Source organism: Streptomyces sp. NBC_00224 (assembly GCF_041435195.1).
Taxonomy (GTDB): Bacteria; Actinomycetota; Actinomycetes; order Streptomycetales; family Streptomycetaceae; genus Streptomyces.
The window spans coordinates 3,257,428-3,282,312 of record NZ_CP108106.1; the positions used below are offsets into that span (position 1 = coordinate 3,257,428).

The following is a 24,885-nucleotide window of genomic DNA, read 5'->3' on the forward strand; positions in this document are numbered from 1 at the left end:
GGCGGGCCCCGTCCCGACACAGGAGCAGCACACATGAACACCCCCGATCAGCAGCCACAGAGCCTTGAGCAGCAGCGCGCCGACCGCGGCATCGAGGCCACCCTCGAACCGGACCCCGCCGAATCCCGGGCCGCCCTCGACGCCCTGCTCGACGACCGCCCGCAGCTCGCCGCCCTCGCCCTCGACCTGCTCGACACTGTCGTACGGCACGGCGGTGCCGGCGGCACATGGACGCCCGCCAGCATCAAGCGCACCATGCGCCGGGGGCGCCGCGACCGCGAACTCGCCGAGCGTGCCGCGATGATTGAGGAGCGGTTCAGCGTCGAGCAGCGCCCCGCCGCCCACGCCCTCGTGCAGATTGCCGACACCCGCAAAGCAGGCGAGCAGGCCGTCGCCTCGACCCCTCTGGCAATCTGGCAAGCCGACACCGTCGGCATGAAGACGCCCGACGTTGCCCAGCTGCTCGGCCTCACGCCCTCCCGTGTCTACGCGATCCTGCGCGAGAAACGCGTCGAGTGGGACATCGAGCAGGGCGTCGCCGCCGACGTCGCCCGGGGCAACAACCCGCGCGCCTCCCTCGACAACTACACGCGCGCCCTCGCAGGCATCCCCGAGGGGCCGGACCGCACCGCCGCCGAGACGTTCCTCGACAAGCTGCGCGCTGAGGTCGAGAGGCACGAGCGCGCGGCGCACGAAGCGCGCCGCGCGCAACTGCCCGAGGGCCACGCGCTCTACACGTGGCGCCTCGACCTGTTCGACAGCGAGGCCGGCGAGGGGTGGCAGGAATGGGAGAGCGGCGAGGACCACCTCGCCGAAGGCAGCGAGGCCCGGCTCGCCGAGCAGGTCATCGAGAACGCAGGCGAAGGCGCCGCCACCCACCGCGCCCGCGTCCTGATCTGGGAAGGCCCCGAGGGCACCGACGACGAAGCCCTCTACCGCCACGAGCACACCCCGGACGCAAAGTAACCGGCCCCACGCAACAGCGCGGGCCCGCTTCGGCGACCTCACCGCCTCACGGGCCCGACTCACCACAGACGGGAGCAAACCCCGACCATGGATGACGCCAACCCTACCCAGCCCAAGACCACGACCCCGCCCGCACCCGGTAGCCGCCCCTCGGTACGCGTCGACCAGGCCCTTTCCGACGACCTCGCCGTCATCATGAGCACGGGCGGTACGTTCGCCGACGCTGTCCGACAGGCCGTCGGACAGCTCGCCGACATGTACCGGACCGCTTGGGCGCACGGCGTATGCCCGGACGGCACCGCGCCGACGCTGCTCAACTACCAACTACGCCGTCAGGCCCAGCCCGAGCCCGCTACCAGCGGGTATGACCGGCCGTCGGACAGGTCGACCGTCCGCGCACCGCGCCCGCTGGGCCGTCTGCTCCCCAGTCCGCCGCCCGGCCCCCACCTGCCCACGGCGTACGCCGACACTGTGCTCGGCCGTCCGACAGGGCAGCAGCCGCGACCGGACGCCGAGCGCGCCGCCCGCGCGTGAGGCCGCCCGAACCCCCTTGCGCCGTTATCGTTCCGTGACCTAGAGTTGGGTCCGTCTTCGGCGTGCCCGGAAACGGACGCCTTTCCCGAACGCCCCGCCGCTACCCCAGCGGCGGGGCGTTCGTATGCCCGCGGCGAGGAGGTGACCGCCCGTGGTGCGCCCTATCGACGACCGCGACCGCGAACAGGTCCGCCGCCTGCATGCCCAAGGCAAGGCGCGCAACGAGATCGCCCGAGCGATCAAGCGGTCGCCCTCGACCGTCTCGAAGATCGCCGCGGCATGCGACCCGCCGCTCACCTTCGAGCGCAGCCCCGAAGTCGTCGCTGCCACCGAAGCGCGCCGCATCGACCTCGCCGCGCGCCGCGCCCAGCTCGCCGAGCAGCTGCACACCGACGCCGAGCGGCTACGCGCGCAGCTGTGGGAGCCGACCACCCTTGGGGCGTTCGGTGGCAAGGACAACGTGTGGTCCGAGACCCGCCTCGACCGGCCCACGTTCGGCGATCAACGCCAGATCCTCGCCGCGGCCGGAACTGCGATCGAGAAGTCGATCAAGCTCGCCCCCGCTGAGGGCGGCGAGGACGCTACCCAGGTCCGTTCGATGCTCGGCGCACTTGGCGAGGCACTGACCCGCGCCGCCGACGATGACGAGGACGCCGACGAGGACGGAGGCGCCGCCGGGGGGTGAGCGTTGCTTGACCTCGACCTCGACGCCCTGCCCCTGTCCCGCAAGCAGCTGCGCAGCATCGGCCGCGCCGAAGCACGTATCAACTTGTGGCATGGGTCGGTTCGGTCCGGCAAGACGATCGCGAGTCTGCTTGCGTTCGTGATCGCAGTCGCCGCGGCCGGCCCTTCTGGGCTGATCATCATCTGTGGCCGATCGCTTCAGACGATCGAACGCAACTGCCTCGAACCGCTCCAAGACGTGGCGCTGTTCGGGCCGCTCGCCCGCCACGTCCACCACACCCGGGGCGCGACGACAGCAACGATCCTCGGCCGCACCGTCCACCTGATCGGCGCCGCAGACACCCGCGCCGAGGGCCGCCTACGCGGCCTTACCGCGCAGCTCGCCTACGTCGACGAGGCCACCCTCTTGCCCGAGGGATTTTGGACGCAGCTACTCGCCCGCCTCAGCACGCCTCAAGCTCGCCTGTACGCGACCACGAACCCCGACTCGCCGCGGCACTGGCTCAAGACCGGGTATCTCGACCGCGCCCACGAACTGAACCTTCGGGCCTGGCATTTCAAGCTCGCCGACAACCCGTCGCTGTCGCGCGAGTACGTCGCCGCCCTCGCCGCCGAGTACGTCGGCTTGTGGCGCAGGCGCATGATCGACGGCGCGTGGGTCGTCGCCGAGGGCGCCATCTACGACATGTGGGACGAGCCGCGCCACGTCGTGACCGACCTCCCCGAGATGCGCCGGTACTGGGCCGGAGTGGACTACGGCACCACCAACCCGTTTGCTGCACTGCTGCTCGGCGACGGCATCGACGGCCGCCTGTACGTCGTTGCCGAGTGGCGCCACGACTCCCGCGGCCGGCACCGCAGCATGACCGACGCCCAGTACAGCCATGCCGTACGGGCGTGGCTCGACGGCCTCGGCATCACGCCCGAGTGGACGTTCGTTGACCCGTCGGCCGCGTCGTTCTCTACGCAGATGTGGCAGGACGGATATCCGGGCCTCGCCCGCGCGAGCAACGACGTTGCCGACGGAATCCGCAGCGTCTCCAGTCTGCTCGCCGCCGGCCGCCTGCTCGTACACGAGTCGTGCGAGGGACTGCTCGGCGAGCTCCCCGGTTACAGCTGGGACCCGAAGGCCACCGCGCGCGGCGAGGACGCCCCGTTGAAGGTCGACGACCACAGCGCCGACGCGCTGCGCTACGTCGTCCACTCGACCGCGCACGAGTGGCGCCACCTGCTCACGACGCCAAAGGAGGCAACCCGTGCCCCTGCCTGACAACGGCGCCGCGTGGCCCCCGCCGCAGTGGGCCCCGTACTACGACGAGATGCGCCTTGACGACGCGTGGTACAGCGGCGACCCGCGCCGCCTCGCCCGCCTCTACACCAGCCACAAGCGGCCGGCCGAGCGTCGGCGCCTGTGGGGCCGACGCTCCGTCGAGCATCGCACCGGACGCCGCGACCACCGTCTACACGTCCCGTTGCCGGGCGACATCGCGAGCACGTCGGCCGACCTGCTGTTCGCGGACATGCCGACGATCACCGTCGAGGACACCGCCACACAGGCCCGCCTCGACCAGCTGCTCGACGAGGGCCGCGCGCAACAGACGTTCCTCGGCGCCGCCGAGCAGGCCGCCGCCCTGTCCGGGGTGTTCCTGCGCATCACATGGGACCGCGACCTAGCCTCGCGCCCCCTGCTCACTGTCATGCAGCCCGACGCGGCCCTGCCCGAGTTCCGATGGGGGATGCTGCGCGCCGTCAACTTCTGGCGCGAGCTGGACGGCTCCGACGGGGCCACCGTGTGGCGGCACATCGAGCGCCACGAGCCGGGCCGCATCGTGCACACCCTGTACGAGGGGACCACCGACAACATCGGTCGCGCTGTCCCCCTCAGCGAGCACCCCGAGACGGCCGAACTAGTCGACTCCCTCGACGCCGACGGGCAGTCGGTCAGCACTGGCATACGTGACCTGACCGCCGCGTACGTCCCGAACATGCTGCCCAACCGGCTGCACCGCGGCTCCCCAGTCGGGCGCAGCGACTACGCCGCCCCGCTGTACGGCCTGTTCGACGCGCTCGACGAGACGTGGACAAGTTGGATGCGCGACATCCGCCTCGCCCGCGCTCGGCTGATCGTGCCCGACGGGTACCTGCACAACGAGGGCCCCGGGCAGGGTGCATCGTGGGACGAGGACCGCGAGGTATGGCACTCCCTCAAGATGCCCCCGAACGAGGGCGCCGGAATCACCCTGGCCCAGTTCGACATCAGGGTCGAGGAACACCGCGCCAGCACCGAGGCGATCATGCGGCAGGCGGCACAGGCCGCCGGGTACTCGCCGCAGTCGTTCGGCCTCGACGGCGACGGGCAGCCCGTCACCGCGACCGAGGTCGACAACCGCGCCGCCCGCTCGATGGTGACCCGGAAGAAGAAGGCCGGGTATTGGCGCCATCCGTTGGCCGACATGGTGCATGTCCTGTTGCAGCTGGACGCGGTCGTGTTCGGCTCACGGATCACGCCCGCGCGCCCGCGCGTGGAGTTCGGCGACGGCGTTGCCGAATCCGAGCAGGCGACCGCCACCACGCTTGACCTGCTCAACCGCGCGGGGGCTGTCTCTACCGGAACCAAGGTCAAGATCCTTCATCCGGAATGGGACGACAGCACTGTTGCCGCCGAGGTCGCCGCGATCCTCGCCGAGAGCGGCGCCGCCGCGCCTGATCCAGTCGGGGCTTTCCCTCTCGCTGCATAAATAAATCGGGCAGCATCAAGGAGACAGGGATAGCTCACCCGTTAACCAGGCCGTGAGGAGAGCCACCGGGATTCCCACAACGAGAATAATCGATGAGGCCAGCAAGCCGAGGTTAGCCTGCACCATCCACTGCCGAAAGTCACCACGACTATACGGCAACACTTTCACACTTCCCCGCTGACGACCCAGCATACTAAGAAGCCCCATAGTCGCCGAAAAAGCGGCCGGGAACAAGTCATGATAGCGCCGAGGCATAGAACTCTCAAATTCCTGAAACCACGAAAATTGAATTAGGCTGCGAAACATCACCCACGGCATCCATGGCCACTTATAGCAAAATAGAGTAGTCCAAAATGCGGCCGCGTACCCACCAGCACTTTGAGCGTCCCAGAAGCGTCGCACCCAGGTCCGCCTCGCACCTCGGAAGACGTTGTTGATCTCAGTCTTGAGATACTGCTCAACATCTGCGGAGTAATCTACCCTCGCCGTCCTGAAGTCGATAACAATACTCGGACCTTCCGCGCGAAATTGCAGATGATTCAAATCGCGAGTGCGCGCCATCTTCAGGTCAGCAACTGCGTGAACCATTGAATCCCCGGGATGAATTGAGGCCCGCTGGGCACCGCTACAAAGAATCCCATAAATATCGTCCAAGTCTTCCAGCCATAACCTGACCCCTGGGATCTTTGCCGACTCCGGATATCGCAGAGGCGGATCAGTCGGGTACAGATAACTGCCCATAATCATCAGAGTATCGCCGCATCCGACCCGAGGGGAAGAGGGTTACAAAACCCTCTATCGATAATTTATTCGAGTCGATCATTCCGGGGGTTAAAGATCGCTATCCATCCCGGCATGGTCGAGCCCCTTGCCAAGCGCACACGCGACCTATACGCCGCCGCGGAGGAACGTCTACTCAGTATCATCGCCCGCCAGTTGGCCGACGGCCTCGACGCCCCCGGATGGGCCGAGCGCAAGCTCGCCGCCGTCCAGGCGTTGCGCCGCAGCGCGCAGGGGGTCGTCGACGAGTTGGGCAAGGCCGTGACCCTCGACGTGTTCGACGTGGTCGCCGAGGCGTACAACGAAGGGCACCGGGCCGCGGTCGCCGAACTTGGCGCCCTGTCCGACACCGCCCGCGCACTGGTCGACGACGTGACACCCAATGCGCAGGCTGTGGACAGGCTCGCCGCCGAGACTGTCGACCGCGTCACCTCAACGCACCGCAGCATTCTGCGGGCCGTCGTCGACATCTTCCGGGCCGTCGTTGCCGAGGTCACCGCAACGCCCCTGCTCGGGACCGGCACCCGCAGGCAAGCCACCCAGGACGCCATGCGCCGGTTTGCCGACGCGGGCATCCGGGCGTTCACGGACCGCGCCGGCCGCCGTTGGCAGCTCACCTCTTACGCCGAGATGGCGGTACGCACGTCCGTTGCCCGCGCCGCGACCGAGGCGCACATGCGGACCCTGTCCGATGCCGGTATCGAGTTGGTCGTCGTGTCCGACGCCCCGCGCGAGTGCCCGCTGTGCCGCCCGTGGGAGGGCCGCGTACTGGCCATCGAGGGGCCCGGCGGCGAGCGTACGGTCGAGGTCGAGCACGCCGTCGACGACGGCCGCATGATCCCCGTCAAGGTGGCGGGAACCCTCGACGAGGCCCGCCTCACCGGATTCCAACACCCCAACTGCCGACACAGCGTGTCCGCCTACACCCCAGGGCTCACCCGCACCGAGCAGGCCAAGCCCGACCCCGCCGGGTACGAGGCCGGACAGCGGCAGCGCGCCATCGAACGCAAGATCAGGCAGTACAAGCGGCGCGAGGCCGCCGCCGTCACCCCCGAGGCCAAGCAAGCGGCCCGGATCAAGGTCCGCCAGTGGCAAGGCGCCATGCGCACGCACCTTGGCGCGCACCCCGACTTGCGGCGCTTGCGCCAGCGCGAGCAGCCCGGAGCCTCGAACCTTCCCGAGCCGCGCCGCGAGGCGACGCCCGAGCAGGTCGAGGCCGCCCGCCTGTGGTCGGGCGACGAGCGGACCCCGCGCGAGATGAGCGACGACCAGCTCGCCGCCGCCGAGGGGTCCCGTCTGCTCGACGACCGCGCCCGCGCGCGCGTCGAGGCCGAGGCCGACCGCCGCGACCTCGACGACCTGCTCGCCCGCATCACGCCCGGCGGCACCCTCGCCGAGGACCTGACGCAGTTCGGCGACAGCGAGCTCGCCCGCGCGTACCGGCACCTCGACGACGGGGATGCACTGCGCGTCATGGCGGAGATGGACCGGCGCGACCGTGCCGCCCAACTCCCCGACATCAAGCCCGAGTTGGTCGGCTTGTCCGACCAACACCTCGCCGCCCGCGCCCGCGGAGCCGACGAGAGAACGCTCGGCCTGCTCGCCACCGAGGCAGCCCGCCGCGACCTGCTCGCCCGGATCTTCCCCGGCGGACAGCTGCGCGACGACCTCGCGGACCTGTCCGACGACGACCTCGCCTGGGCCATGCAGTACGCCGACCCGGGCGAACTGCGCGGGATCGCCGCCGAGTTGGACCGACGCGACGCCGTCGACCCGCCCACGCCAGCCGACAGCGACGACCCAGTTGCCGACCTGCTCGCCGACCGCGACGCCCTCGCCGACGCCATGGCCCCCGCGCCTGACCCGGAGCAGTGGGGGCGCCTCGCCGACGACGAGACGTTCGCCGCCGAGGCCGCCGCCCTCGCCGCCGGCCAGGAGCAGGAGGGCGACACCGACGAGCGGCACGTCATCACCCGCCGCGAGGCCCGCGCCCTGTACGACGAGTACGTCTATCGCCAGTACCTCCAGGCCGAAGAGGACTGCAACGGCTACTTGCTCAACAAGAAGGCCAGCGCCGCCGGTATCAACGCGGTATCCCTGTTCAGCGGGCCCGCGCGCATCGCGTACGCGCGGGCGTCCGACGAGCTGAAACAGTGGTGGGCCGAACATGGTCGGCTCACTCAGGCAGAGTTCATCGAGCAGGTAGTCGGCAAGCCCCAGCGATGGGCCACCGGCGCCCGTAAGAACGAGTCCGACCACCAGAACAAGCGATAGGGGGCGCAGCGTGGGTACACGCGAGGACATCGTCGAGGCAGTCACGGCCGGCCGCGACGCCGGGAAGCGGGGCGACCCGCCGACTGTCTGCCCCTACCCGCGCACGTCGACGCTGCGTACCGCATGGATTCGGGGATACGCCGAGTCGCGCCCTGTGTCGTCCCAGCCCGAGACGGCCGTCTAGCGCACACCAGCAGAACCACCCCAGGGGCCCGCCAGGAGCGGGCCCTTTTTGCATGTCCGCACGCGTCCGCCAGGAGCAGGCGCCCACCGCACCAGGAGTGCACCCATGAGCGAGACCTCGACGACCTCCGCAGCGCCGCAGGGCGACCCGACCGCGCCGACCGGGCAGGGCCCGACCGGCACCGCGCCGACACCGTCCGCGCCCCCGGCCCCCGTTGCGCCGCAGGGTGAGGACAGCGCCGCAACCATCGCCCGCCTCGAATCCGACCTCGCCGCCGCTCGCGCCGAGGCCGGAAAGCAGCGCGTCACCGCGAAGGAAAAGGCCGCCGAGGAGGCCCGTACGCAGCTTGCGCAGGACATCGGCCGCGCCCTCGGCATCGTTCCCGAGGGCGAGCCCGCCGACCCTGCCCAGCTCACCGCCCAGCTCACCGCCTCGCAGGCACAGGCACGGCAGACCGCGGTCGAACTGGCCGTGTACCGGCACGCCGCCGCGGCCGGGGGCGACGCCGACGCCCTGCTCGACTCCCGCACGTTCGCCGCCTCGCTCGCCGAGGTCGACCCGGCCGATACCGCTGCCGTACAGGCAGCGATCACCGCCGCCGTCACCGCAAACCCGAAGCTCGCCGCCGCACCGGCCGCGCCCGCACGCGGCGGGGCGGAGTTCTCCGGGGCGCCGAGCGGCGGAGTCACCCCGACCCAGTTCGCCGCCATGGACTACGCCGCCCGCGCCGAGCTGTTCCAGACCGACCCCGACACCTACCGGCGCCTCGCCGGGACCCCATAACAAAGGAGGGCCCGCGTGCCCCTGACGACCGCCGCAAATCTGATCGTTCCCGAAGTCTGGGCCGACATGGCACAGGCCAAGTTCACCGGCACCGTACGTGTCATGGGCAGTGGTGCCGTCGTCACCGACGACACACTCGTCGGCCAGCCCGGCGACAAGATCAACTTTCCGAAGTGGGCTGCGCTTGGCGAGCTGGATGACCTCACCGAGGGCACCGCCATGGCCACCAGCGTCATGACCCAGGCGGCAAGCAAGGCCGTTATTCAGGAGGCGGGCAAGGCTGTTGAGATCACCGACAAGGCCATGTTGACCGGTCTCGGCGACGCGCGCGGCGAGGCACAGCGCCAGTTCGGCATTCTCGCCGCCCGCAAGGTCGACGCCGCCCTCATTGCCCAGGCGCAGGCGGACGAGACCGCGCAGGGAGGCGGCAAGCCGTACCAGTTCACCACCGCGGCCGGGAAGACCCGGTTCACGTGGGGGGACGCGATCGTTCCCGCGCTCGCTCAGTTCGGCGACGAGTGGGAGCCGGCCGAGTTCGCCGGGTTGTTCCTCAACTCCGCTCAGCAGGCCGAGGCGTTCGCCGACCCGCAGTTCATCGACGCATCCAAGCTCGGCGGCGACACCCCGGTACGCACGGGCCAGATCGGCGCCATCGCCGGACTGCCCGTGTTCATCACGAACCGGATCGCTGCGGGCAAGTTCATGATCCTAAAGAACAACAGCCTTGGCGCCCTCTACAAGCGCCGCCCCCTCGTCGAGACCGACCGCGACATCCTCAAGCGCACCACCGTGATCACCACGAACGTCCATTACGCCGTCAAGCGCCTCGACGACAAGGGCGTCTGCGTCGGCACCCTCGCCGCCACCTGACCGGGAAGGAGAAACGTTCCCCCGTGCTGTTGCGCCGCTACCACGAACACCCCGCCCCGGACCCTGCTCCGGGCACCGAGCGCGACGCCCCGCAGCCACCGGCCGCGGAGCATTCGCCGTCTACCCGCAAGCCACGCAAGGAGGGGTAGCCGTTGGGCCGCGTCTACGCCACCCCCGAACAGCTCGCCGCATGGACCGGACAGCCCGCCCCGCCCGGGGCCGAGCGGCTGCTCGCCCGCGCCAGTGAGGACGTGGACGACGCCCTGTTGACCGCCCTGTATGCCACGGACAGCACCGGTATGCCGACCGAGGCGAAGGTCGCCGCGGCCCTCGCCGACGCCGCATGTGCACAGGTCGAGTACCAGGCCGCCACGGGCGACGACGGCACGGGCGCCGCCGGGAAGTGGGACGCCGTCAGTATCGGCCCCGTGGCCCTTTCCGGGCGCAAACAGGCCCCGACCGGCCCCGGCGAGGTCGACCTCGCCCCGCGTGCCCACCGCGCCCTGACCCGCGCCGGACTGCTTCCGGGGGTGATCTGGTGAACGTCCCCCGCTGGCTGCTCCGCCACCGCATCACCGTTGAGCCCTATCAAGGCGAAGGGGCGTACGGGGCCGTGTACGGGCCGCCCGTCGCCGACGTTCCCGCGCTGGTCGCCGAGACCGTCCGCACCGTGCGCGACCGCGAGGGGCGCGAGGTCACCAGCACCGCGCAGATCATCGCCGATCCCGGCCTCGTCTGTCCGGCCGAGTCCCGCATCACGCTGCCCGATGGCCGCACCACGAAGGCGATCACCATCGCCCACCACACCGCGCCGGGTCTGCCCGTGCCGCAGTCCACGGAGGTGAGTTGCGAATGACCCAGCGTGCCCGTCTTCGCTGGAACGGTGACGCCGTCCTGCGCGGCACCCGCGCCGGCGCCGTCCGCGGTCTGCGGATCGCCTCCGAGCATGTCCTGACCGAGTCCCGTAAGCGCGTTCCGATCGAAGAGGCCACCCTCGAACGGTCCGGTGCCGCGACTGTCGACGAGTCGAGCCTGACCGCCAGCGTCTCCTACGACACCCCGTACGCGGTGCGCCAGCACGAAGAGCTGAACTACCGCCACGATGCGGGGCGTACGGCGAAGTACCTCGAAGGGCCGTTGACCGAGGAAGCCGGAACAGTCGCCGAGATCATCGCCGCGCAGCTTCGGCGGTCGCTTCGTGGGTGACCTGCTCGACTCCCTCGCCCGACTGCTCACCGTCAAAGGCCACGCCACCTACCGGCCCGACGGAATCGGCGGCGACCTGTTCATCGAGAACATGCCGCCCGCCCCCGACGCCGCGGTCGGGTTGTGGCTGTACGACGGCGGCGCACAGGACACGCTCAACCCCTGCGACACCCGCCGTCTCCAGGTCCGTGTCCGCGGCGGCCCCGACCCGCGCGCCTCACGCCGCCGCTGTGAAGCGATCTACAGCGAGCTTCACGGCCTCGCCGGTATCCAGCTCCCGCCCGACGGACCGTGGTTGATCCTCGCCTCCGCGCGCGGCACCCCCGCCCCCATGGGCCCCGACAGCACCGGCCGGCACGAACACGTCGTGAACTTCGACCTCGACGTGTCAGCCCCCACCGTCCACCGCGCGTAGGGCTAAGCCAAGGTCGCCACACTCCACAGGGCCGCTCTGGCATCCCGAGCCGCTGCCACCCGAGGAGCCTCGCCTTCCTCGCCACGCACCCTTCACCCATTCGGGTGAACTCCGCCTCGCGTGCGAACTCGCACACATAGAGGCCATAAAATGAATTAGCCTTAGAGAAATAGGCTTGGAAATAGTTAAATTAATCAATTAAATAGTTCAGAAATCCTTGTCAATTAATTAATAAACCTCGCCTACATCCGAGGCCGATTCCGGCGCGCTGCGGCGGCAATTCCCGCTGCGCTACGGTCTTCCCCATGCCAGACATCACTGCGGCCATTGCGCCGCTCACTTCCATGGGCGCGATCGTTGGCGCCGTCATCGTGACCGCCATCGCGCACCCTGACCCCTTGGTGCGACTGCGGGCCCGCCAGGTGCTGGAAATCATCTTCACTCGGCGAGGCAATAGCTGATTCACGTGTCACGCTAATCCACAAGGGCGCTGGGCTGACCTCCGTCACCCCAGCGCCCTTTCCGTTGAGGAGGAAAGTCCATGGGGGGACGCCCCATTGATGCACGCGGCTGGGTTTTCGAAGTCGAGGACGGCACAGACCCCGCCGACAAGTGGCTAACCATCGGCCACCTGACCAGCTGGTCACGCAACGAGTCCGAGAACGAGGAGACCGCCGACACCACCACCAACGACAGCAACGGCTATTACGAACAGGACGTCATGCAGCGGGGCGCCACGATTGAGATCTCGGGCCTGTACGCCGCGGCCAACGGCATTCAGGACCCCGGGCAGAAGTACGTGGACGACGTGTGGACGTACCGGCTGGGGGCCGACTCCCGCAACAAGCTGCGCTATCGCCACGTGTCGCAGACCAGTTGGACCGTGTGGGAGGCGACGATGTCGCCGGGCGAGCAGTCCGGCGGCACCAACGACAAGACGTCGTGGGGCGCGACCTTCACCCGGTGCGGCAAGCCGACCACGGCCCCGGTGGTGACCGCCCCGTGAGCGATCCCCAGGACGGTGGTGTCGTTGACCATCGTGAAGTGGCGCCCGTACAGGTCGCCGACTTCGACGCGTTCTTTGCTGAGCATGGTCCGGCCAGGCGCACGGGTGCCGCGCTGCGCCTGTTCGGGCGCGACTACCAGTTGCCCGCCACGCTGCCCGCGCTGTTCACGGTCCAGCTCCACCGCGTGCAGCATTCGGCCCGTCCCGAGGACATCCTCGCCCTGCTCGCGACCTTGTTCGGTCCGGACGCCGCCGACGACTTCACCACCCATGGCATGGACGACGACCAGCTCGGCATACTGCTGATCTGGGCGACCGCGAACACCGCCGACCCGGGCAGCATCACCATCGCCCAGGCGGCCGAGCAGTACAAGCAGCGCGAGGACGCGAGGGGAAAAGCTCCCTCGCCCCGGCCCACGCAGAATCGTTCCGGCCGCCGGAGCGCCAGTCGGGGGCAGGGGAAGCGGCCGAGTTCTGGCAGGCAGTCGTAACCCACTGGGCCGCCGTCGAGGCCGACCTCGCCCGCGAGTACCACCTCGCCGCCCGTGATCTTGCCGCCCTGTCCACGCGGCGCCTGCTCGTGCTCCTTGCCGGCCTGCCTGCCGAGTCAGGGTTCGCCACGGCGTGGCGCACGACGCCCCGGGCCGTGACCGATCCCGCCGAGATCGCCCGACTCACCGGCCGACGGGGGCACTTGATCAACAACTGAACAGCTCCACAACTTCATAGGGGGTGCTCCGTGGCCCTCACCATCGGTGAACTCACCGGCTATATCGACCTCGACGACACCGGCGCCCGCCGCGGTGTCGCCGGGGCCGAGGCAGCACTCCAGGGGTTGCAGCGCGACACCGCCGGGCGGCTGCGCGATATGCGCGGCCGCTACGTCTCGGAGTCCGCGGCCATGGGCCGGGCACTCGGTGACGGAGTGCGGGCCGGGGCCCAGACTGCCGGGCAGGCGCTGACGGATGAGCTCACCGCTGCGGCCGGGGATGCGGGCCAGGCACTGGGCGAGGGTGTCCGGGCCGGGGCACAGGATGCCGGGCGGGCGCTCGGCGAGGACGTGGGCGGTGGTGCCGAGAGGGCAGGCCGCTCGCTGAATGTGCTGGGGCCGCTGCTGTCGGCCGTCAAGGTCAGCACGATGCTGCTGGCCGGTGGCGCGGTCGCGGCCGGTGGCGCACTCGCCGCGGTCCCGCTGGCGGTGATCGGGCTCGGGGCGAAGGTGCTCGCCGAGAACGCGAAGGTCAAGGCCGCGTTCTCCGACATGGCCGAGTCGGTCAAAGCCATCGTGCAGAAGGCGGCTCAGCCGCTGGTGGCACCGTTCGTTCAGGCCGCGCACCAGATCGAAGGAACGTTCAAGCAGATCGCCCCCAGCCTGGGCGGTCTGTTCGCGGCGGCTGCGCCGATGGTGCAGCCGCTCGTGGCGGGCATCGGGGCCCTGGTGGCGAACGTGCTGCCGGGGCTGGTGTCCGCACTGCAAGCCTCCCTGCCCGTAGTCGACGCACTGTCGACCGGGCTGGGACAACTCGGTACGGGCGTGGCCGGCCTGTTCCAGGGGCTGAGTACGGGGGCCTCGGGAGCGGCAACAGCGCTGGGCGGCATCTTCAGCGCCCTGTCCGTGATCCTTCCCGCTCTGGGGCAGTTCCTCGGCGTGCTGGCTCAAGCCGGTGGACCGGTGGTGTCCGCCCTCATGGGCGTTCTGGCCTCCCTCGTACAGACGCTGCTGGGCTCCCTGGGGCCCGCGCTGGCCAAGCTGGGGCCGCCACTCGCCCGTCTGATCACGGAGTTCGACGAGGGGCTGGCACCGGTCATCAAGGGACTCGGCCCGGTCTTTGATGCCGCCGCCGATGTGCTGGCGGCGCTGGTGAACGCGGTGGCCCCGCTGCTGCCGATCGTGGGCAAGCTCGCCGCGTCCCTGCTGCCCGCGCTCACCCCGCTGCTGACGGCGCTCAGTGACGTGATCAAGCGGGCCGCCCCGGTGGTGCAACTGCTCGTCGAGGCACTGGCAAAAGCACTCGCACCCGTTCTCGCACAGCTGCCCGCGCTGGTGACGCCCGTTGCCGCACTGCTGTCGTCGCTCGCACAGACGATCTTCCCGGTGCTGGCGCAGCTGGTCGTGGCACTCGCGCCGAGCATTGCCCAGATCGGGGCCGCGTTCACGTCGGTGGTGGTGGCACTCGCGCCGCTGCTGACGGTCCTGGGACAGCTGATCTCCACGGGGCTCGCGGCGCTCATGCCGCTGCTGACTCCGCTGATCACTCTTGTCGCCCGGCTCGCCGCGGTGTTCGCCGACCTGCTCGCCGGATACCTCACGAACATTGTCGTCCCGGCCCTGACCATGGTCACGCAGCTGCTCTCGGGCGACTTCTCCGGGGCCTGGACGTCAGCAAAGACCCTCGTCAGCAACGTCGGAACGTTCCTGCGCGACCTGTTCACCAAGCTCGGAGTGTGGGCACAGCAGGGCATCGACACCGTCGTGCGCTGGGTCAGCGGCCTGCCGGGCCGGGCCATGTCGGCGCTTGCGTCGCTCGGGCCGACCATGAACCGGGCTGCCACCAACGGGTTTCAGCGATTCAAGGACGGCGCGGTCGAGCGCAGCGAAACGCTGCTCACGTGGCTGCGCGGCCTGCCGCAGATGCTCGCTCGTGCTGTCGGACACCTCGGCTCGCTCCTGGTGGACGAGGGCAAGAACCTCGTCCGTGGCCTGTGGGAGGGCGTGCAGTCCCTCGGCGGCTGGATCAAGGACAAGCTCACCTCGTGGGCCAAGCAGATGATCCCCGGCCCCATCCGTAAAGCATTGGGCATCCACTCGCCCAGTCGTGTGCTGGCGCGCGATGTGGGCCGGTGGATTCCCGCGGGCCTGGTGGCGGGCATCGAGTCGGGCTCGGGTGCGGTCGACCGCACCATGCGCAGCCTCGTCACCCCGCCCCCCATCCCCCAGATTGCGCCTGCCCCCGCACGCGCGGGCGCCTACGGCTCCCCGTTCGCCGCGGCTGTGCCGGGCGGCGCGGTCGTGCACATCGAGCACTGGCACGCCGCCGAGCATCAAACCCCCGACGACACCGCCCGCGCACTCGCATGGCTGGCCAAGACGAGGGGGTGAGCGGTGTTCGTGGCTGGCTCGCTCCTCACCCGCCCCGGGCAAGCCCAGTACGGCGACCTCCTGCTCGGCGCAGGAACCCCCTACCGGTGGCGGACTCTCACCGGCTGGGAAGACCTCCCTTCCCTGGACTCCGGCAGCGTGCCCCGCAGCAACGCCCACGGTGCGCTCCCTGGTCCGCTGCTCGCACAAGCGCGGACGGTCAGCGTCGACGGTCTGGTCGTCCGTGCGCCGAACAGCACGGTCGGCGCGGTCGTCGGCGCACTCAACGCCGCGACCGCACCCGTCGAGGAGGAACGCCCCCTCGCGGTATGGCTGGATGAGCGCGGCCCCCTGCTCGCCTACGCACGCGCCACCCGCCGGGCGATCCCCACGACCCTCGGCTACGCCCTGGGAACGATCACCGGCGGGGCACTTCAGTTCGAGGCGAGCGACCCGCGCCGCTACAGCCTGACCGAACAGCGCATCGAGACGCGCTTGCCACAGGCCGAGCCCGGCCTCGACTGGAAGTCCGGCCTTGCGTGGCCGCTCGATTGGGGACCGCCCGGTGCGACCGGCAACCTGACCGCGCGCAACGACGGCGACGCCGCCACACACCCCGTCGTCTCCTTCCGCGGCCCGGTCGAACGGCCGAGCCTGACCAACATCAACACGGGCGACGTTCTCGAATACGACCTCGTCCTCGCCGACAGCGACGAGCTGATCGTCGACACCGCGGCCGGGACGGTCACCCTCAACGGCTCGGCTTCCCGGCTCTACACCGTGAGTGCGCGCAGCGTGCCCGAGCAGCTGTTCGCCTTCCCGCCCGGCGCGACGAATCTCGCCTTCCGGGCGGCGCCCGGTTCATCCGATCCCCGAGCCACCGCGACGCTGCGGTATCGCTCGGCCTACTGGTAAGGAGGCCGAAGCGATGACCGTGCGCTCTGCCTGGCTGCTCACCGCCCCGGGCGGACAGACCCGTGAAGACACACGACAAGCGCCGCTCGGCACGATGGTGCCCGAGGGCGAACTCACCTCCCGCGACGGCGTGATCGCCGGGGGTACACCGCTCAAGGCGACTGGCCTGTCGGCCATGTCGGTGCAGATCGGCACCGGCCGCGCTCTCGTGCAAGGCACCCTCTCTCAGGGCGCCTACCCGATTGCCGTCACCGCCCCGGAAGTCGTGAGCGTCGGTGATGGGCACGCGCAGTTCACCCGGGTCGACTCCATCGTCCTCCGCGTCTATGACGGTCTGTACGACACGAGCGGGCAGACACTCGCCCGTATCGAGGTGATCGTCGGCGAGGCGAATTCGGCACCGTCCGCACCGCCCCTGCCCCCGGCCACGCTGCGCCTGTGGGACGTCGTCGTTCCGGCCGGAGCGTCCGCCGGTAGCGGCGGCATCACCTGGGCCTCAGCCCTCATCGACCGGCGCCGCTACACCACCTCCCACGGCGGGATCACCCCGCCCGGTGGCCCCCAGTCCACCCCCGGCGCCTACGTCGGCCAGTACCGCGACAACGGGCGGGTCCTGGAGCGCTGGGACGGCACGGCCTGGCGGGACGCAGCCGAACGGCACTATGCGAGCGCCTTCAAGTCCGCGAAGTACAACCTCACCGCGCGCCAGTACACCACCGTCGTGTGGGACGGCACGGACGCCGCGACCGACGCGGCTATGTGGTCGCCGTCCGCGCCGACAAGGCTGGTCGCCCCGGTCACTGGTTTGTACGTCGCCTACGCCCATCAGATCTGGCCGAGCGGCGCCACCAACGCCCGCGTCCGCATCCTGATCAACGGGACCGGCGACATGCAGGTGTCCTACATCGCCACATCCAGCGGAGGGCAGGGCAACGCCGCCGCCCGCCCCGTAGTGCTGCGCGCCAACGACTACATCGAAATGTCGATCTACACCGACTCTGCTTTGACGGGTATCGACGGCTCGTACAGCAAAGCCGCCCTCACATGGCAGGGCCCGGCATAGCGGTACCGGAAGTCTGGTCACGGACCGCTCGCGGTGCCTCCTCCAAGCAGGCCGAGCGCGGTCAGCACGGTGACGGAAAGCGTCATCCACAGGATGAACGCGCCACCGCCGTAGAGCACTGAGCCAGCGATCCCCGTTCCGGCCACGTGGCAGAGCACGCCAGCGACCACGGCGACAAGGGCGGAGGAAACCACCGCCAGGACCAGGAAGAGCAGTTGCGCGGCGAAGGCGGAGAGTTTCACCGGTCCGAACCCTTTCGAAAGGGTGGCCGAACCGATGGCAGGGGGTACACCTCAGCTCGGCCACATGGATGTAGATGTGGCCTTACTGAGGCTTCGGACGCTTCAAAGCACTCTTCCGTACAGCTACGCCGCCGGTGCCCCCCTTGGAAGCCGTCCACCGGTTGAACGCAGCTCGTTCAGCAGCTTCTTCGACGGTCCTCGTTGCCGTCGTCCTGCCTCACTTCCACGCGCGAGGCCCCGCCTCGCTGTCACGAGCGTAGCTCTCTCAACTCATTGATCGCCATGGCGAGTTCTAAATTGCGAGGTGCCTACTGTCTCCTTCTGCCTACCGCGCCCTGTTCTGCGATCTGCGCACCGATCAGCTTCTCGACGTCTTGCCTATTCAGGGGGTGGGCCTCGATGACTGGATCGGCAAGACCGGCAGTGCGACAGGCGCGATCCCGATCCCCAATGCCGGTATGGCTGCACGTATCCGCGCCGCCGTGCAGCCCGCCCGAACCGCTCTGTGGATCGAGCGCGGGCGCTATCTGTGGTGGGGCGGCATCCTGTGGACCGCCACCGTGACCAGCGATGCCCGCGGGTTCCTGTCCATGGCCGTAGGGGCCGGCACGTTCGACAGCTACCTCGACCACCGCAGACTCCTCGACACCCAGACCGCGACGGGAGTTGATCAGTTCGACATTGCGCGGGGCCTGGTCGACTACGCGCAGCGCGTACCTGGCGGCGACATCGGCATCGAGTGCGACGACCACCTCTCGGGCATCCGCCGCGACCGCGTATACAGCCGGTACGACATGCCGACGATCCGCGACCTCCTTAGCCAACTCGGCTCGGTCGACGGCGGGTTCGAGTGGCGTATCGCCGTCCACCGTGATCCCGAGACCGGACGCCGCGTCAAACGCCTGCAACTGGGCCACCCGGCCATCCACAGCTCGACGACCGAGATCGTCCTCGCTCACCCTGGCCCGGTCCTCGCTTACGCATGGCCCGTGGACGGGACACAGCGGGCGACGTCGTGGCAGTCGCGCGGCGCCTCGACGAACTCGAACCAGACCACACAATCGGTACCGCTCCTGTCCGCCGCCCTGGTCGCCGACGACGACATCGGCGCCGGATGGCCGCGGCTCGACGGCGCGAGCGACTACTCGACCGTGGAAGACCAAGGCGTCCTCGACGCGCACGCCCGCGCCGACTTCGCCACCGCGCGCCGCCCGCACACGATCCCCGAAATCACGGTCGCGCTCGACCGCACCGAGCTGTCTCCCGCCCTGCTCGGCTCCACCATCCGGCTACGCATCCGCGACCTATGGCACCACCTCGACGAGCGATACCGCATCGTCGGCCTGTCCATCAGCCCACCCGAGAGGGGGCGACCAGAGACCGCCAAGCTGTATCTGGAGGTGCCGTAAGTGGCAGTGATCCCCCTCGATCTCCTTGACCGCATCCGCGCCCTCGAACGCCAGGTACGCGAGCTGTCCGGCCGGGCTCAGATGCGCCCGGCCATGGACACGATCACTCACGGGCGGGTGACGATCGGCGAGGGCGGAAGCCTCGCCGTGATCGGGCCGAACGGAAAGGTCGCCTTGTCCACGGGGCAGTGGGCCGACGGCACGTACGGTACGCGGCTGGGACGGGACGACGGCTCGGCGGCATGGACAGTGGGCGGGTCCGGTACGGACACCTCCAACATGGTCCGTATGTGGAGCCGCGACGGGCGGTCGGCCATCGTCATGGACGATGCATACAGCGACCGCCACCTCGGCCGCCCCTCGCTGCCCATCGCATGGCAGCCCACATCAGGCGCCACCACCAACAGCACCACAGGCGCGGTCGCGTGGTACGCCGCGACGCGGGTGCAGTGCCCGGTGTTCTGGCTCGGCATCGAAACCTACTGCCCCGCCAACGTTTCCGCGCGCGTCGAGCTGGAAGCGAACACGGCCGGATCAAACACGTGGGAGAACTGGCAGACGTGGACGGTTTCCGGCGGCGCCTCCGGGCGCTGGACCGCCAACGAGCTCACCCGCCCCATGCACCGCTTCGCCCACTTCGCCCACGTCACGTGGCGTATCCGCCAGACCGTGACCAGCGGACAGGGCCAGATCAGCACCAATGTGATGGGTGGCTACCAAAGGAACACGTTCACCCCTGGTGAGGCGCCGCAGGCGCCGCCCGCCTCTTTGACGAAGACCACCGCCGCACACCTGCTCGGCGCGCCCGGCGCCGAGCCGGCCCAGCTGTCCCCCGGCGCCGGAAGCGACCGCTCGTAACCGCGCCGGCCCGACTCATTCCGCCCCGTGCCTGTTGGCCGGGGCGTTTTTCATGTCCAGCCCAGGAAGGTTCTGCATGCAGTTCGTCACCCGCGCTCGGTGGGGCGCCCGCCCCTCGCGGTACTCGCTCACCTATATCGGGAGCACCCGCGGTGTGAAGATCCACTACGAGGGCACGGCCGTCCCGGCATCGCTCGCCCGCCCGGAGAGCCACGGCTCGTGCGCGGGCCGCGTCCGCGCGATCCAGGCAAGCCACCTCGCCAACCGTGAGGAGGACTACAGCGACATCGCGTACAACGCGATGGTCTGCCCCCACGGCTACGTCTATGAGGGGCGCGGCGCGCACAAGAAGACAGCCGCCAACGGCAATCAGCCCCTGAACATTGCGCACTACTCAGTGTGCGCCATGGTCGGAAGCTCCGGACTGACCCAGCCCACCGACGCCCAGCTGGGCGGCCTGCGCGACGCCATCGAGTGGCTTCGCGCCAGCGGCGGCGCAGGCTCGGAGATCCGCGGACACCGCGACGGGTACGCGACCGACTGCCCCGGCGCGCCCCTGTACGCGTGGGTCCAGCGCGGCGCTCCGCGGCCCGGCGGAAGCGGCACGCCGACACCAGCGTACGAGCCGTTCCCGGGCGTCGGCTTCTTCCAGCGCTCCCCTCGCTCGCCGATCATCACCGCGATGGGAACGCGTCTGGTCGCCGAGGGCTGCTCGGCCTACGTCGAGGGCCCCGGCCCGCAGTGGACCGACGCGGACCGCGCCAGCTACGCGAAGTGGCAGCGGCGGCTTGGGTACCGCGGCGCCGACGCGGATGGATGGCCCGGCCCGACCTCGTGGGAAGCCCTCCACGTCCCCAACGTCTAAACCCACCCCGAGAGCAGCCCCCCAGACCTCCCCGACCGAAGGAAAACCCCCATGACCGATGCCGCAAAGCGCACCATCCGCACCGTCCTTCAGACCGCTGTTGCCCTCGCCGTGGCTTTGCCGGCCATCGTTGACGCGTCAGGCGTCCCCGCGTCCCTGCCCTGGGTCGCGGGCGCCCTCTCTGTCGCCGGTGGCCTCGCCCGCGTGATGGCCCTGCCCGTCGTCGAGGCCCTGCTCGACCGCGTCGGCCTCGGCCTGGCCGACGACCACGGCGAGGGCGCGTGACCCAACCGCCCCCGCCCGAGCCCGTCGCCGTCGAGCTCGAAAAGCTCCGCGGCACCATGGCCGAGGGATTCGCCCGCGTCGACGGCGCCCTCGCCCTGCTTGTGCAGCGCGGCGACCAGACCGACCGCGCCCTCGCCGACCTCGACAACCGCGTCGACGCCCTCGAACGCGGCCGGTGGCCTCTGCCCTCACTGGCCGCCGCCGTCGGCGTAATCGGCCTTGCCCTGTCCCTGTGGCAACTCGCCCGCCCCTAACAGCACCACGCCCCCCGTCACCGGCCGATGCCGGTGACGGGGGGCACCTTCTTCGTTGTGGCAGATGCGAGAGGGCCCTCGACGGCAACCCCGCAGCCGTCGAGGGCCCCGAAGGGGGGCACCGCGCCGGGGACCTACACGGCCACCGGCGCGGGAACTGTATCCCCCTCCGTGCCGCAGTCCGCCTCTTCTTCTGGGGAGGCTGGGCGGACGCGGCGATCGTGGGCAGGCCATTCGTTGCGGGCATGCACCCGCCGTCTGCGGCCTGCGCCGGTGTGGACGGTCACGCGCACGGGGGCGCGCCAGCAGTAGCAGGTGTACGAATAGCCGTCCCGATCAGTGGGAGGCTCGCACGTGGCCCGGTACGGAGAGGGCATCGAGGAGTAGATCGCTACCAGGGCGAGCAAACCAAGGCCCACCGCTAAGGCGAGCAGGCCCCATAACGCGGGCGACGCACTCATGTAGCCACCTCCCACGAAGAGCCGCGGGGAGAGACAGCAAGCCCGAGTTCGTCACCCAGCTCGTACGTGAGGGAGCGCGCCTGTTCGGGCGTCAACTCGACGAGCGTCGCGAGGTCGCACCACAACTGCACCGCTGCCGGGGTGCCCACCGGGCCATAGCGCACCACGTGCACGGTTTCCGGGCGGATCATGCGGACGCCCCCTTGCCGCCCTCGTTCATCTTGAACCAGACAGCTTTGGAGTGCGGTTCCGCACCACCGTAGACAGTTACGCCCCACGCGTCGGACATGAGAGTCACGAGCTTGAGACCCATCCCCTGTTCTTGCAGCGTCAGGTATTCGGGCGGCACAGGTTGTACGCGGGGCCGATCGTCGTACACGTACACCGTCACGTACGTGGGGGCGAGGGTCACCTCGACGTGGACGAGAGCCGCGTTCGTATGGCGGTAGACGTTCGCGACCAGCTCGCTCGTGCACGAACGCGCGGACTCTACAAGCCCCTTGTGACCGGTGAAGGTCAACAGCGCGGCGACCAGCGCCCTCATCTCGCTGGCGGTGCTCGCACGGTTCGCCGCGCTCACGCGCAGGGTCCTCGTCGAGGTCGGTACAGGTGGTGCGGGAGGTACTAAGGCTGCGGTCATGTCGTCGTCTCCCAATGCGGTTGTAGACCGCGCGTAACCCGCCCGCCGTGGCGTTGGTCGCCCCCAGGGAACACGCCAACGGGCGTGCTTGCGACTGCACTTCGGACTCACTGGCGTGCGACGCGGTGCTACTAGGACCATAAGGCAGGCGGGATCAACATAGCTACCCCAAGCCGTAGCTATGTTGATCAGGGTGGACCCCGGCCACCCTCACAGGCACACTTGCGGCATGCCTCCCAGGACAGTCACGACAGCGCGCCAGCGGCGACTTGGCGCGGAACTGCGAAGGCTCAGGGAAGGCGCCGGCCACAACTCCCGCGAGGCTGCGGTACTACTGGGCATCGACCACACAAAGATCAGCCACATGGAAACGGCGCGCTTCGGCGTCAGCGGGGAGCGCATTCGCGCGCTTGCCTGCGTCTACGGCTGCGACGATCAGCAGTACGTCGACGCGCTTATCAAGATGGCCGAAGATCGCACCAAGGGCTGGTGGAGCGAGTACCGGGAAACCCTTCCTGCCGACTTCATTGATCTGGCAGAACTTGAGCACCACTGCCAAGGCTTGCGCACATATCAGATTGCACACATTCCCGGCCTACTACAGACCCCGGAACACATTAATGCGATTTTTTCCGAGACTGATCCGCCACTACTCGGAATCGACCTCGAACGCCGCATCACCCACCGACTGCGACGTCAGGAGATCCTCAACAGAGAATGGCCGCCGAAGTACGCCGCAGTAATCCATGAGGCAGCCCTTCGCATGCAGTTTGGCGGGAAGAAGGTGGCCCGCAAGCAGCTCGAACACCTGTTGAGCATGAGCGAACTTTCGCACATCACAATTAAGGTCATTCCGTTCAGCGCTGGAGGATTCGCAGGGTCCGGACAATCCATCTTCTACGCCCAGGGCGACGTTGCCGAGCTGGACACTGTACAGCTTGACGCCACCCACGGAGTGGCTTTTCTGGACTCACCTACACAGTTGCGGAATTATCGCAACCTCCTCGACCGAATGGAAGCCAAAGCTCTTTCGGTGGCAGAATCACGAGACTTTATCCAAGGCATCACAGAGGAATTGTGAAAGGCAAGGCATTAATGTCGGATAATCTTTGGCAGGAGTCGTCATTCTGTCAATCTGGGAATTCCTGCATCGGCGTACGCAAGGTCGGCAAGGCGATCCAGCTGCGCGAAAGCGATCAACCCGACGAGTTGATCACCACGACCCCGGAGAAGCTGCGCGACTTCATCCTTGGCGTCAAGGCTGGCGAATACGATCACCTAATCTAGAAGCACACAGACGCCCCGCATCGTTCAGATGCGGGGCGTTTTGCGCGCCTGGCATATGCCAATCTTGAACAGTTTCACCCTCGCGATGTAGCGGTGTTGTTCCCGACACATCACTGACGCTACGGTCTCCCTACGTCGCGGCTCGGGCCACTTTCATCGGCGAACCCATGCCGATTGCACCGCCAACTTCAATCACTGGCAAGCCTGTTGAAGGGGACCCCAAGGTCGGTCTCCCAAGCATCGTCAGCCATAGGAAGTCGGCAACCGCGCCGCCGCACTAGGAGGGCAGACGATGGGGACGAAGACACTCCGAGCGTCGACCCTGTCTCGCGCTGAAGGAGCCATCGCCGGAGGGTTTTGGTACGAGGTGCTGCTCTATCCCAGCGCCCACACCGCCGTACCTCACGTATCCCGGCTGTCCATGCTGGATACGGCATGGCGAGCAGTGCGCACGCTCCGGTGTGACCTGCGCGCCGGTCACGTTCTGGCACTCGACGCACGCGAGTCCCGCCGGGCCATTTCCTGGGCAGACACCGGGCACGTCCCTGCCCTCGGCACCTTGGCCCGTGGCGAGTCCGTCACGTTCACCCTGATGCTCCACGATGGCCGCACGGCCCAGTGGTGTATCCGGCCCGCTCTTTTTCTTCAACTCACGGCACACAATTGGTGCGACGGTCCTGGCCACAGCAACACGCCTTGACCGCACCGGAACGCTCTACTGCCCGTTGCTCAGGCCAGCGCCGCACGTCGTGTGGCGGCGCACCAACAGCGCAGAAAGAGGCGACCATGTCCATACAGGCTGTCAGCAGCGACAGCAACTCGCTTGACCTCGTGACGCATTCGCCAGATGGCGAGTCCCGAGGGATATTCGAGCGGGTCGGCGATCTCTTCCCGCTGAACCCCTTCCGGCACATCATGACCAGCATCGCCGACGCCCCGACCCCCGCCCGCCCGTGGGGACTGGCGTTCGCCACCGTCCCCCGCCCGTCGGCCGGCAAGCACGAAGGAGCGAGCAAGGCGACCAGCGGTGACACCGACTCCTCCAGCCCCGGCGAGGAAGTCTCGGACGACTGAGGAGCCCGCAGCC

At 69.0% G+C, this 24,885-nt stretch carries 31 protein-coding genes; 27 read left to right on the top strand and 4 right to left on the bottom strand.

Annotation, left to right across the window (positions count from 1 at the left end; genetic code table 11):
- Positions 1–33: 33 nt before the first annotated feature.
- The 5 genes from OG965_RS14555 (at position 34) to OG965_RS14575 (ending at position 4,922) form a co-directional block, all read left to right on the top strand.
- The gene (locus tag OG965_RS14555) at positions 34–966 is read left to right on the top strand and encodes a hypothetical protein (protein ID WP_371652484.1); all 933 of its coding nucleotides are present in this window, start codon (positions 34–36) and stop codon (positions 964–966) included.
- Positions 967–1,053: 87 nt separating this feature from the next.
- Positions 1,054–1,500 carry a hypothetical protein gene (locus OG965_RS14560; RefSeq protein WP_371652485.1) on the top strand — a complete coding sequence of 149 codons (447 nt, stop codon included), beginning with the start codon at positions 1,054–1,056 and terminating at the stop codon, positions 1,498–1,500.
- A 151-nt stretch (positions 1,501–1,651) separates the two neighbouring features.
- A complete protein-coding gene (locus tag OG965_RS14565; RefSeq protein ID WP_371652486.1) occupies positions 1,652–2,185 on the top strand; it encodes a helix-turn-helix domain-containing protein in 534 nt (177 codons plus the stop codon).
- A 3-nt stretch (positions 2,186–2,188) separates the two neighbouring features.
- Positions 2,189–3,454 (top strand): PBSX family phage terminase large subunit, encoded by a 1,266-nt coding sequence (locus tag OG965_RS14570; protein ID WP_371652487.1) that lies wholly within the window; start codon positions 2,189–2,191, stop codon positions 3,452–3,454.
- A complete protein-coding gene (locus OG965_RS14575; RefSeq protein WP_371652488.1) occupies positions 3,441–4,922 on the top strand; it encodes a phage portal protein in 1,482 nt (493 codons plus the stop codon). The genes OG965_RS14570 and OG965_RS14575 overlap by 14 nt, the downstream gene beginning before the upstream one ends.
- 15 nt (positions 4,923–4,937) lie before the next feature.
- On the opposite strand, the gene OG965_RS14580 is transcribed toward OG965_RS14575, so the two are convergent.
- Positions 4,938–5,663, bottom strand: a complete 726-nt coding sequence (locus OG965_RS14580) for a hypothetical protein (protein ID WP_371652489.1) — start codon at positions 5,661–5,663, stop codon at positions 4,938–4,940.
- Between the two features lie 114 nt (positions 5,664–5,777).
- Here OG965_RS14580 and OG965_RS14585 point away from each other — a divergent pair, with 114 nt between their 5' ends.
- The 14 genes from OG965_RS14585 to OG965_RS14650 all read left to right on the top strand — a co-directional run bounded on the left by OG965_RS14585 (position 5,778) and on the right by OG965_RS14650 (position 17,497).
- A complete protein-coding gene (locus OG965_RS14585) occupies positions 5,778–7,976 on the top strand; it encodes a phage minor capsid protein (RefSeq protein ID WP_371652490.1) in 2,199 nt (732 codons plus the stop codon).
- A 10-nt stretch (positions 7,977–7,986) separates the two neighbouring features.
- A complete protein-coding gene (locus tag OG965_RS14590; protein ID WP_371652491.1) occupies positions 7,987–8,160 on the top strand; it encodes an Rmf/CrpP fold protein in 174 nt (57 codons plus the stop codon).
- Between the two features lie 105 nt (positions 8,161–8,265).
- On the top strand, positions 8,266–8,943 hold the full coding sequence (locus tag OG965_RS14595) for a hypothetical protein (RefSeq protein WP_371652492.1): 678 nt from the start codon (positions 8,266–8,268) through the stop codon (positions 8,941–8,943).
- A 15-nt stretch (positions 8,944–8,958) separates the two neighbouring features.
- Positions 8,959–9,813, top strand: a complete 855-nt coding sequence (locus OG965_RS14600) for a phage head protein (RefSeq protein WP_371652493.1) — start codon at positions 8,959–8,961, stop codon at positions 9,811–9,813.
- Positions 9,814–9,965: 152 nt separating this feature from the next.
- Positions 9,966–10,355 (top strand): hypothetical protein, encoded by a 390-nt coding sequence (locus OG965_RS14605; RefSeq protein ID WP_371652494.1) that lies wholly within the window; start codon positions 9,966–9,968, stop codon positions 10,353–10,355.
- Positions 10,352–10,669, top strand: a complete 318-nt coding sequence (locus tag OG965_RS14610) for a hypothetical protein (protein ID WP_371652495.1) — start codon at positions 10,352–10,354, stop codon at positions 10,667–10,669. The genes OG965_RS14605 and OG965_RS14610 overlap by 4 nt, the downstream gene beginning before the upstream one ends.
- A complete protein-coding gene (locus OG965_RS14615; protein WP_371652496.1) occupies positions 10,666–11,019 on the top strand; it encodes a hypothetical protein in 354 nt (117 codons plus the stop codon). Before OG965_RS14610 ends, OG965_RS14615 begins: the two co-directional genes overlap by 4 nt.
- Entirely contained in the window at positions 11,012–11,434 is a 423-nt protein-coding gene (locus OG965_RS14620; RefSeq protein ID WP_371652497.1) for a minor capsid protein, read from the top strand. Before OG965_RS14615 ends, OG965_RS14620 begins: the two co-directional genes overlap by 8 nt.
- A 305-nt stretch (positions 11,435–11,739) precedes the next feature.
- Positions 11,740–11,895, top strand: coding sequence for a hypothetical protein (locus tag OG965_RS14625; RefSeq protein WP_371652498.1), 156 nt, complete (start codon positions 11,740–11,742; stop codon positions 11,893–11,895).
- Between the two features lie 80 nt (positions 11,896–11,975).
- On the top strand, positions 11,976–12,440 hold the full coding sequence (locus tag OG965_RS14630; protein ID WP_371652499.1) for a phage tail tube protein: 465 nt from the start codon (positions 11,976–11,978) through the stop codon (positions 12,438–12,440).
- Between the two features lie 38 nt (positions 12,441–12,478).
- Positions 12,479–12,931 (top strand): hypothetical protein, encoded by a 453-nt coding sequence (locus OG965_RS14635; RefSeq protein WP_371652500.1) that lies wholly within the window; start codon positions 12,479–12,481, stop codon positions 12,929–12,931.
- 248 nt (positions 12,932–13,179) lie between these two features.
- Positions 13,180–15,540 (top strand): hypothetical protein, encoded by a 2,361-nt coding sequence (locus OG965_RS14640; protein WP_371652501.1) that lies wholly within the window; start codon positions 13,180–13,182, stop codon positions 15,538–15,540.
- 9 nt (positions 15,541–15,549) lie between these two features.
- Positions 15,550–16,434 (top strand): hypothetical protein, encoded by an 885-nt coding sequence (locus tag OG965_RS14645; RefSeq protein WP_371652502.1) that lies wholly within the window; start codon positions 15,550–15,552, stop codon positions 16,432–16,434.
- Positions 16,435–16,447: 13 nt separating this feature from the next.
- The gene (locus OG965_RS14650; protein WP_371652503.1) at positions 16,448–17,497 is read left to right on the top strand and encodes a hypothetical protein; all 1,050 of its coding nucleotides are present in this window, start codon (positions 16,448–16,450) and stop codon (positions 17,495–17,497) included.
- A gap of 17 nt (positions 17,498–17,514) precedes the next feature.
- Here OG965_RS14650 and OG965_RS14655 read toward each other — a convergent pair whose 3' ends face one another.
- Positions 17,515–17,739 (bottom strand): hypothetical protein, encoded by a 225-nt coding sequence (locus OG965_RS14655; RefSeq protein ID WP_371652504.1) that lies wholly within the window; start codon positions 17,737–17,739, stop codon positions 17,515–17,517.
- Positions 17,740–18,197: 458 nt separating this feature from the next.
- Here OG965_RS14655 and OG965_RS14660 point away from each other — a divergent pair, with 458 nt between their 5' ends.
- The 5 genes from OG965_RS14660 to OG965_RS14680 all read left to right on the top strand — a co-directional run bounded on the left by OG965_RS14660 (position 18,198) and on the right by OG965_RS14680 (position 21,410).
- Positions 18,198–19,148: a hypothetical protein gene (locus tag OG965_RS14660; protein ID WP_371652505.1), complete on the top strand. Its 951-nt coding sequence runs from the start codon at positions 18,198–18,200 to the stop codon at positions 19,146–19,148.
- Complete coding sequence (locus tag OG965_RS14665; protein WP_371652506.1) at positions 19,149–20,006, top strand: hypothetical protein; 858 nt, start codon at positions 19,149–19,151, stop codon at positions 20,004–20,006.
- A 76-nt stretch (positions 20,007–20,082) separates the two neighbouring features.
- Entirely contained in the window at positions 20,083–20,871 is a 789-nt protein-coding gene (locus OG965_RS14670) for a peptidoglycan-binding protein (protein WP_371652507.1), read from the top strand.
- Between the two features lie 51 nt (positions 20,872–20,922).
- A complete protein-coding gene (locus OG965_RS14675) occupies positions 20,923–21,156 on the top strand; it encodes a hypothetical protein (protein ID WP_371652508.1) in 234 nt (77 codons plus the stop codon).
- Positions 21,153–21,410 (top strand): hypothetical protein, encoded by a 258-nt coding sequence (locus OG965_RS14680; RefSeq protein WP_371652509.1) that lies wholly within the window; start codon positions 21,153–21,155, stop codon positions 21,408–21,410. The genes OG965_RS14675 and OG965_RS14680 overlap by 4 nt, the downstream gene beginning before the upstream one ends.
- Positions 21,411–21,867: 457 nt before the next feature.
- On the opposite strand, the gene OG965_RS14685 is transcribed toward OG965_RS14680, so the two are convergent.
- Together OG965_RS14685 and OG965_RS14690 are read right to left on the bottom strand one after the other, a co-directional pair.
- Positions 21,868–22,062 (bottom strand): hypothetical protein, encoded by a 195-nt coding sequence (locus OG965_RS14685; RefSeq protein WP_371652510.1) that lies wholly within the window; start codon positions 22,060–22,062, stop codon positions 21,868–21,870.
- Complete coding sequence (locus tag OG965_RS14690) at positions 22,059–22,451, bottom strand: ATP-binding protein (RefSeq protein WP_371652511.1); 393 nt, start codon at positions 22,449–22,451, stop codon at positions 22,059–22,061. The genes OG965_RS14685 and OG965_RS14690 overlap by 4 nt, the downstream gene beginning before the upstream one ends.
- 289 nt (positions 22,452–22,740) lie before the next feature.
- Between OG965_RS14690 and OG965_RS14695 the strand changes: the two genes are divergently transcribed.
- From OG965_RS14695 to OG965_RS14705, 3 genes are all read left to right on the top strand, one after another.
- Positions 22,741–23,592: a helix-turn-helix domain-containing protein gene (locus tag OG965_RS14695; RefSeq protein ID WP_371652512.1), complete on the top strand. Its 852-nt coding sequence runs from the start codon at positions 22,741–22,743 to the stop codon at positions 23,590–23,592.
- Positions 23,589–23,798: a DUF397 domain-containing protein gene (locus OG965_RS14700; protein ID WP_371652513.1), complete on the top strand. Its 210-nt coding sequence runs from the start codon at positions 23,589–23,591 to the stop codon at positions 23,796–23,798. Before OG965_RS14695 ends, OG965_RS14700 begins: the two co-directional genes overlap by 4 nt.
- A 786-nt stretch (positions 23,799–24,584) precedes the next feature.
- The gene (locus OG965_RS14705) at positions 24,585–24,872 is read left to right on the top strand and encodes a hypothetical protein (RefSeq protein ID WP_371652514.1); all 288 of its coding nucleotides are present in this window, start codon (positions 24,585–24,587) and stop codon (positions 24,870–24,872) included.
- The last annotated feature ends 13 nt before the right edge of the window (positions 24,873–24,885 follow it).

Bases quoted from the DNA above. Each gene is read 5' to 3' on its own strand.
- OG965_RS14555 (WP_371652484.1), top strand. From the start codon at position 34: ATGAACACCCCCGATCAGCAGCCACAGAGCCTTGAGCAGCAGCGCGCC.
- OG965_RS14560 (WP_371652485.1), top strand. From the start codon at position 1,054: ATGGATGACGCCAACCCTACCCAGCCCAAGACCACGACCCCGCCCGCA.
- OG965_RS14580 (WP_371652489.1), bottom strand. From the start codon at position 5,663: ATGGGCAGTTATCTGTACCCGACTGATCCGCCTCTGCGATATCCGGAG.
- OG965_RS14585 (WP_371652490.1), top strand. From the start codon at position 5,778: ATGGTCGAGCCCCTTGCCAAGCGCACACGCGACCTATACGCCGCCGCG.
- OG965_RS14595 (WP_371652492.1), top strand. From the start codon at position 8,266: ATGAGCGAGACCTCGACGACCTCCGCAGCGCCGCAGGGCGACCCGACC.
- OG965_RS14615 (WP_371652496.1), top strand. From the start codon at position 10,666: ATGACCCAGCGTGCCCGTCTTCGCTGGAACGGTGACGCCGTCCTGCGC.
- OG965_RS14625 (WP_371652498.1), top strand. From the start codon at position 11,740: ATGCCAGACATCACTGCGGCCATTGCGCCGCTCACTTCCATGGGCGCG.
- OG965_RS14630 (WP_371652499.1), top strand. From the start codon at position 11,976: ATGGGGGGACGCCCCATTGATGCACGCGGCTGGGTTTTCGAAGTCGAG.
- OG965_RS14650 (WP_371652503.1), top strand. From the start codon at position 16,448: ATGACCGTGCGCTCTGCCTGGCTGCTCACCGCCCCGGGCGGACAGACC.
- OG965_RS14660 (WP_371652505.1), top strand. From the start codon at position 18,198: ATGGCTGCACGTATCCGCGCCGCCGTGCAGCCCGCCCGAACCGCTCTG.
- OG965_RS14670 (WP_371652507.1), top strand. From the start codon at position 20,083: ATGCAGTTCGTCACCCGCGCTCGGTGGGGCGCCCGCCCCTCGCGGTAC.
- OG965_RS14675 (WP_371652508.1), top strand. From the start codon at position 20,923: ATGACCGATGCCGCAAAGCGCACCATCCGCACCGTCCTTCAGACCGCT.
- OG965_RS14685 (WP_371652510.1), bottom strand. From the start codon at position 22,062: ATGATCCGCCCGGAAACCGTGCACGTGGTGCGCTATGGCCCGGTGGGC.
- OG965_RS14695 (WP_371652512.1), top strand. From the start codon at position 22,741: ATGCCTCCCAGGACAGTCACGACAGCGCGCCAGCGGCGACTTGGCGCG.
- OG965_RS14705 (WP_371652514.1), top strand. From the start codon at position 24,585: ATGTCCATACAGGCTGTCAGCAGCGACAGCAACTCGCTTGACCTCGTG.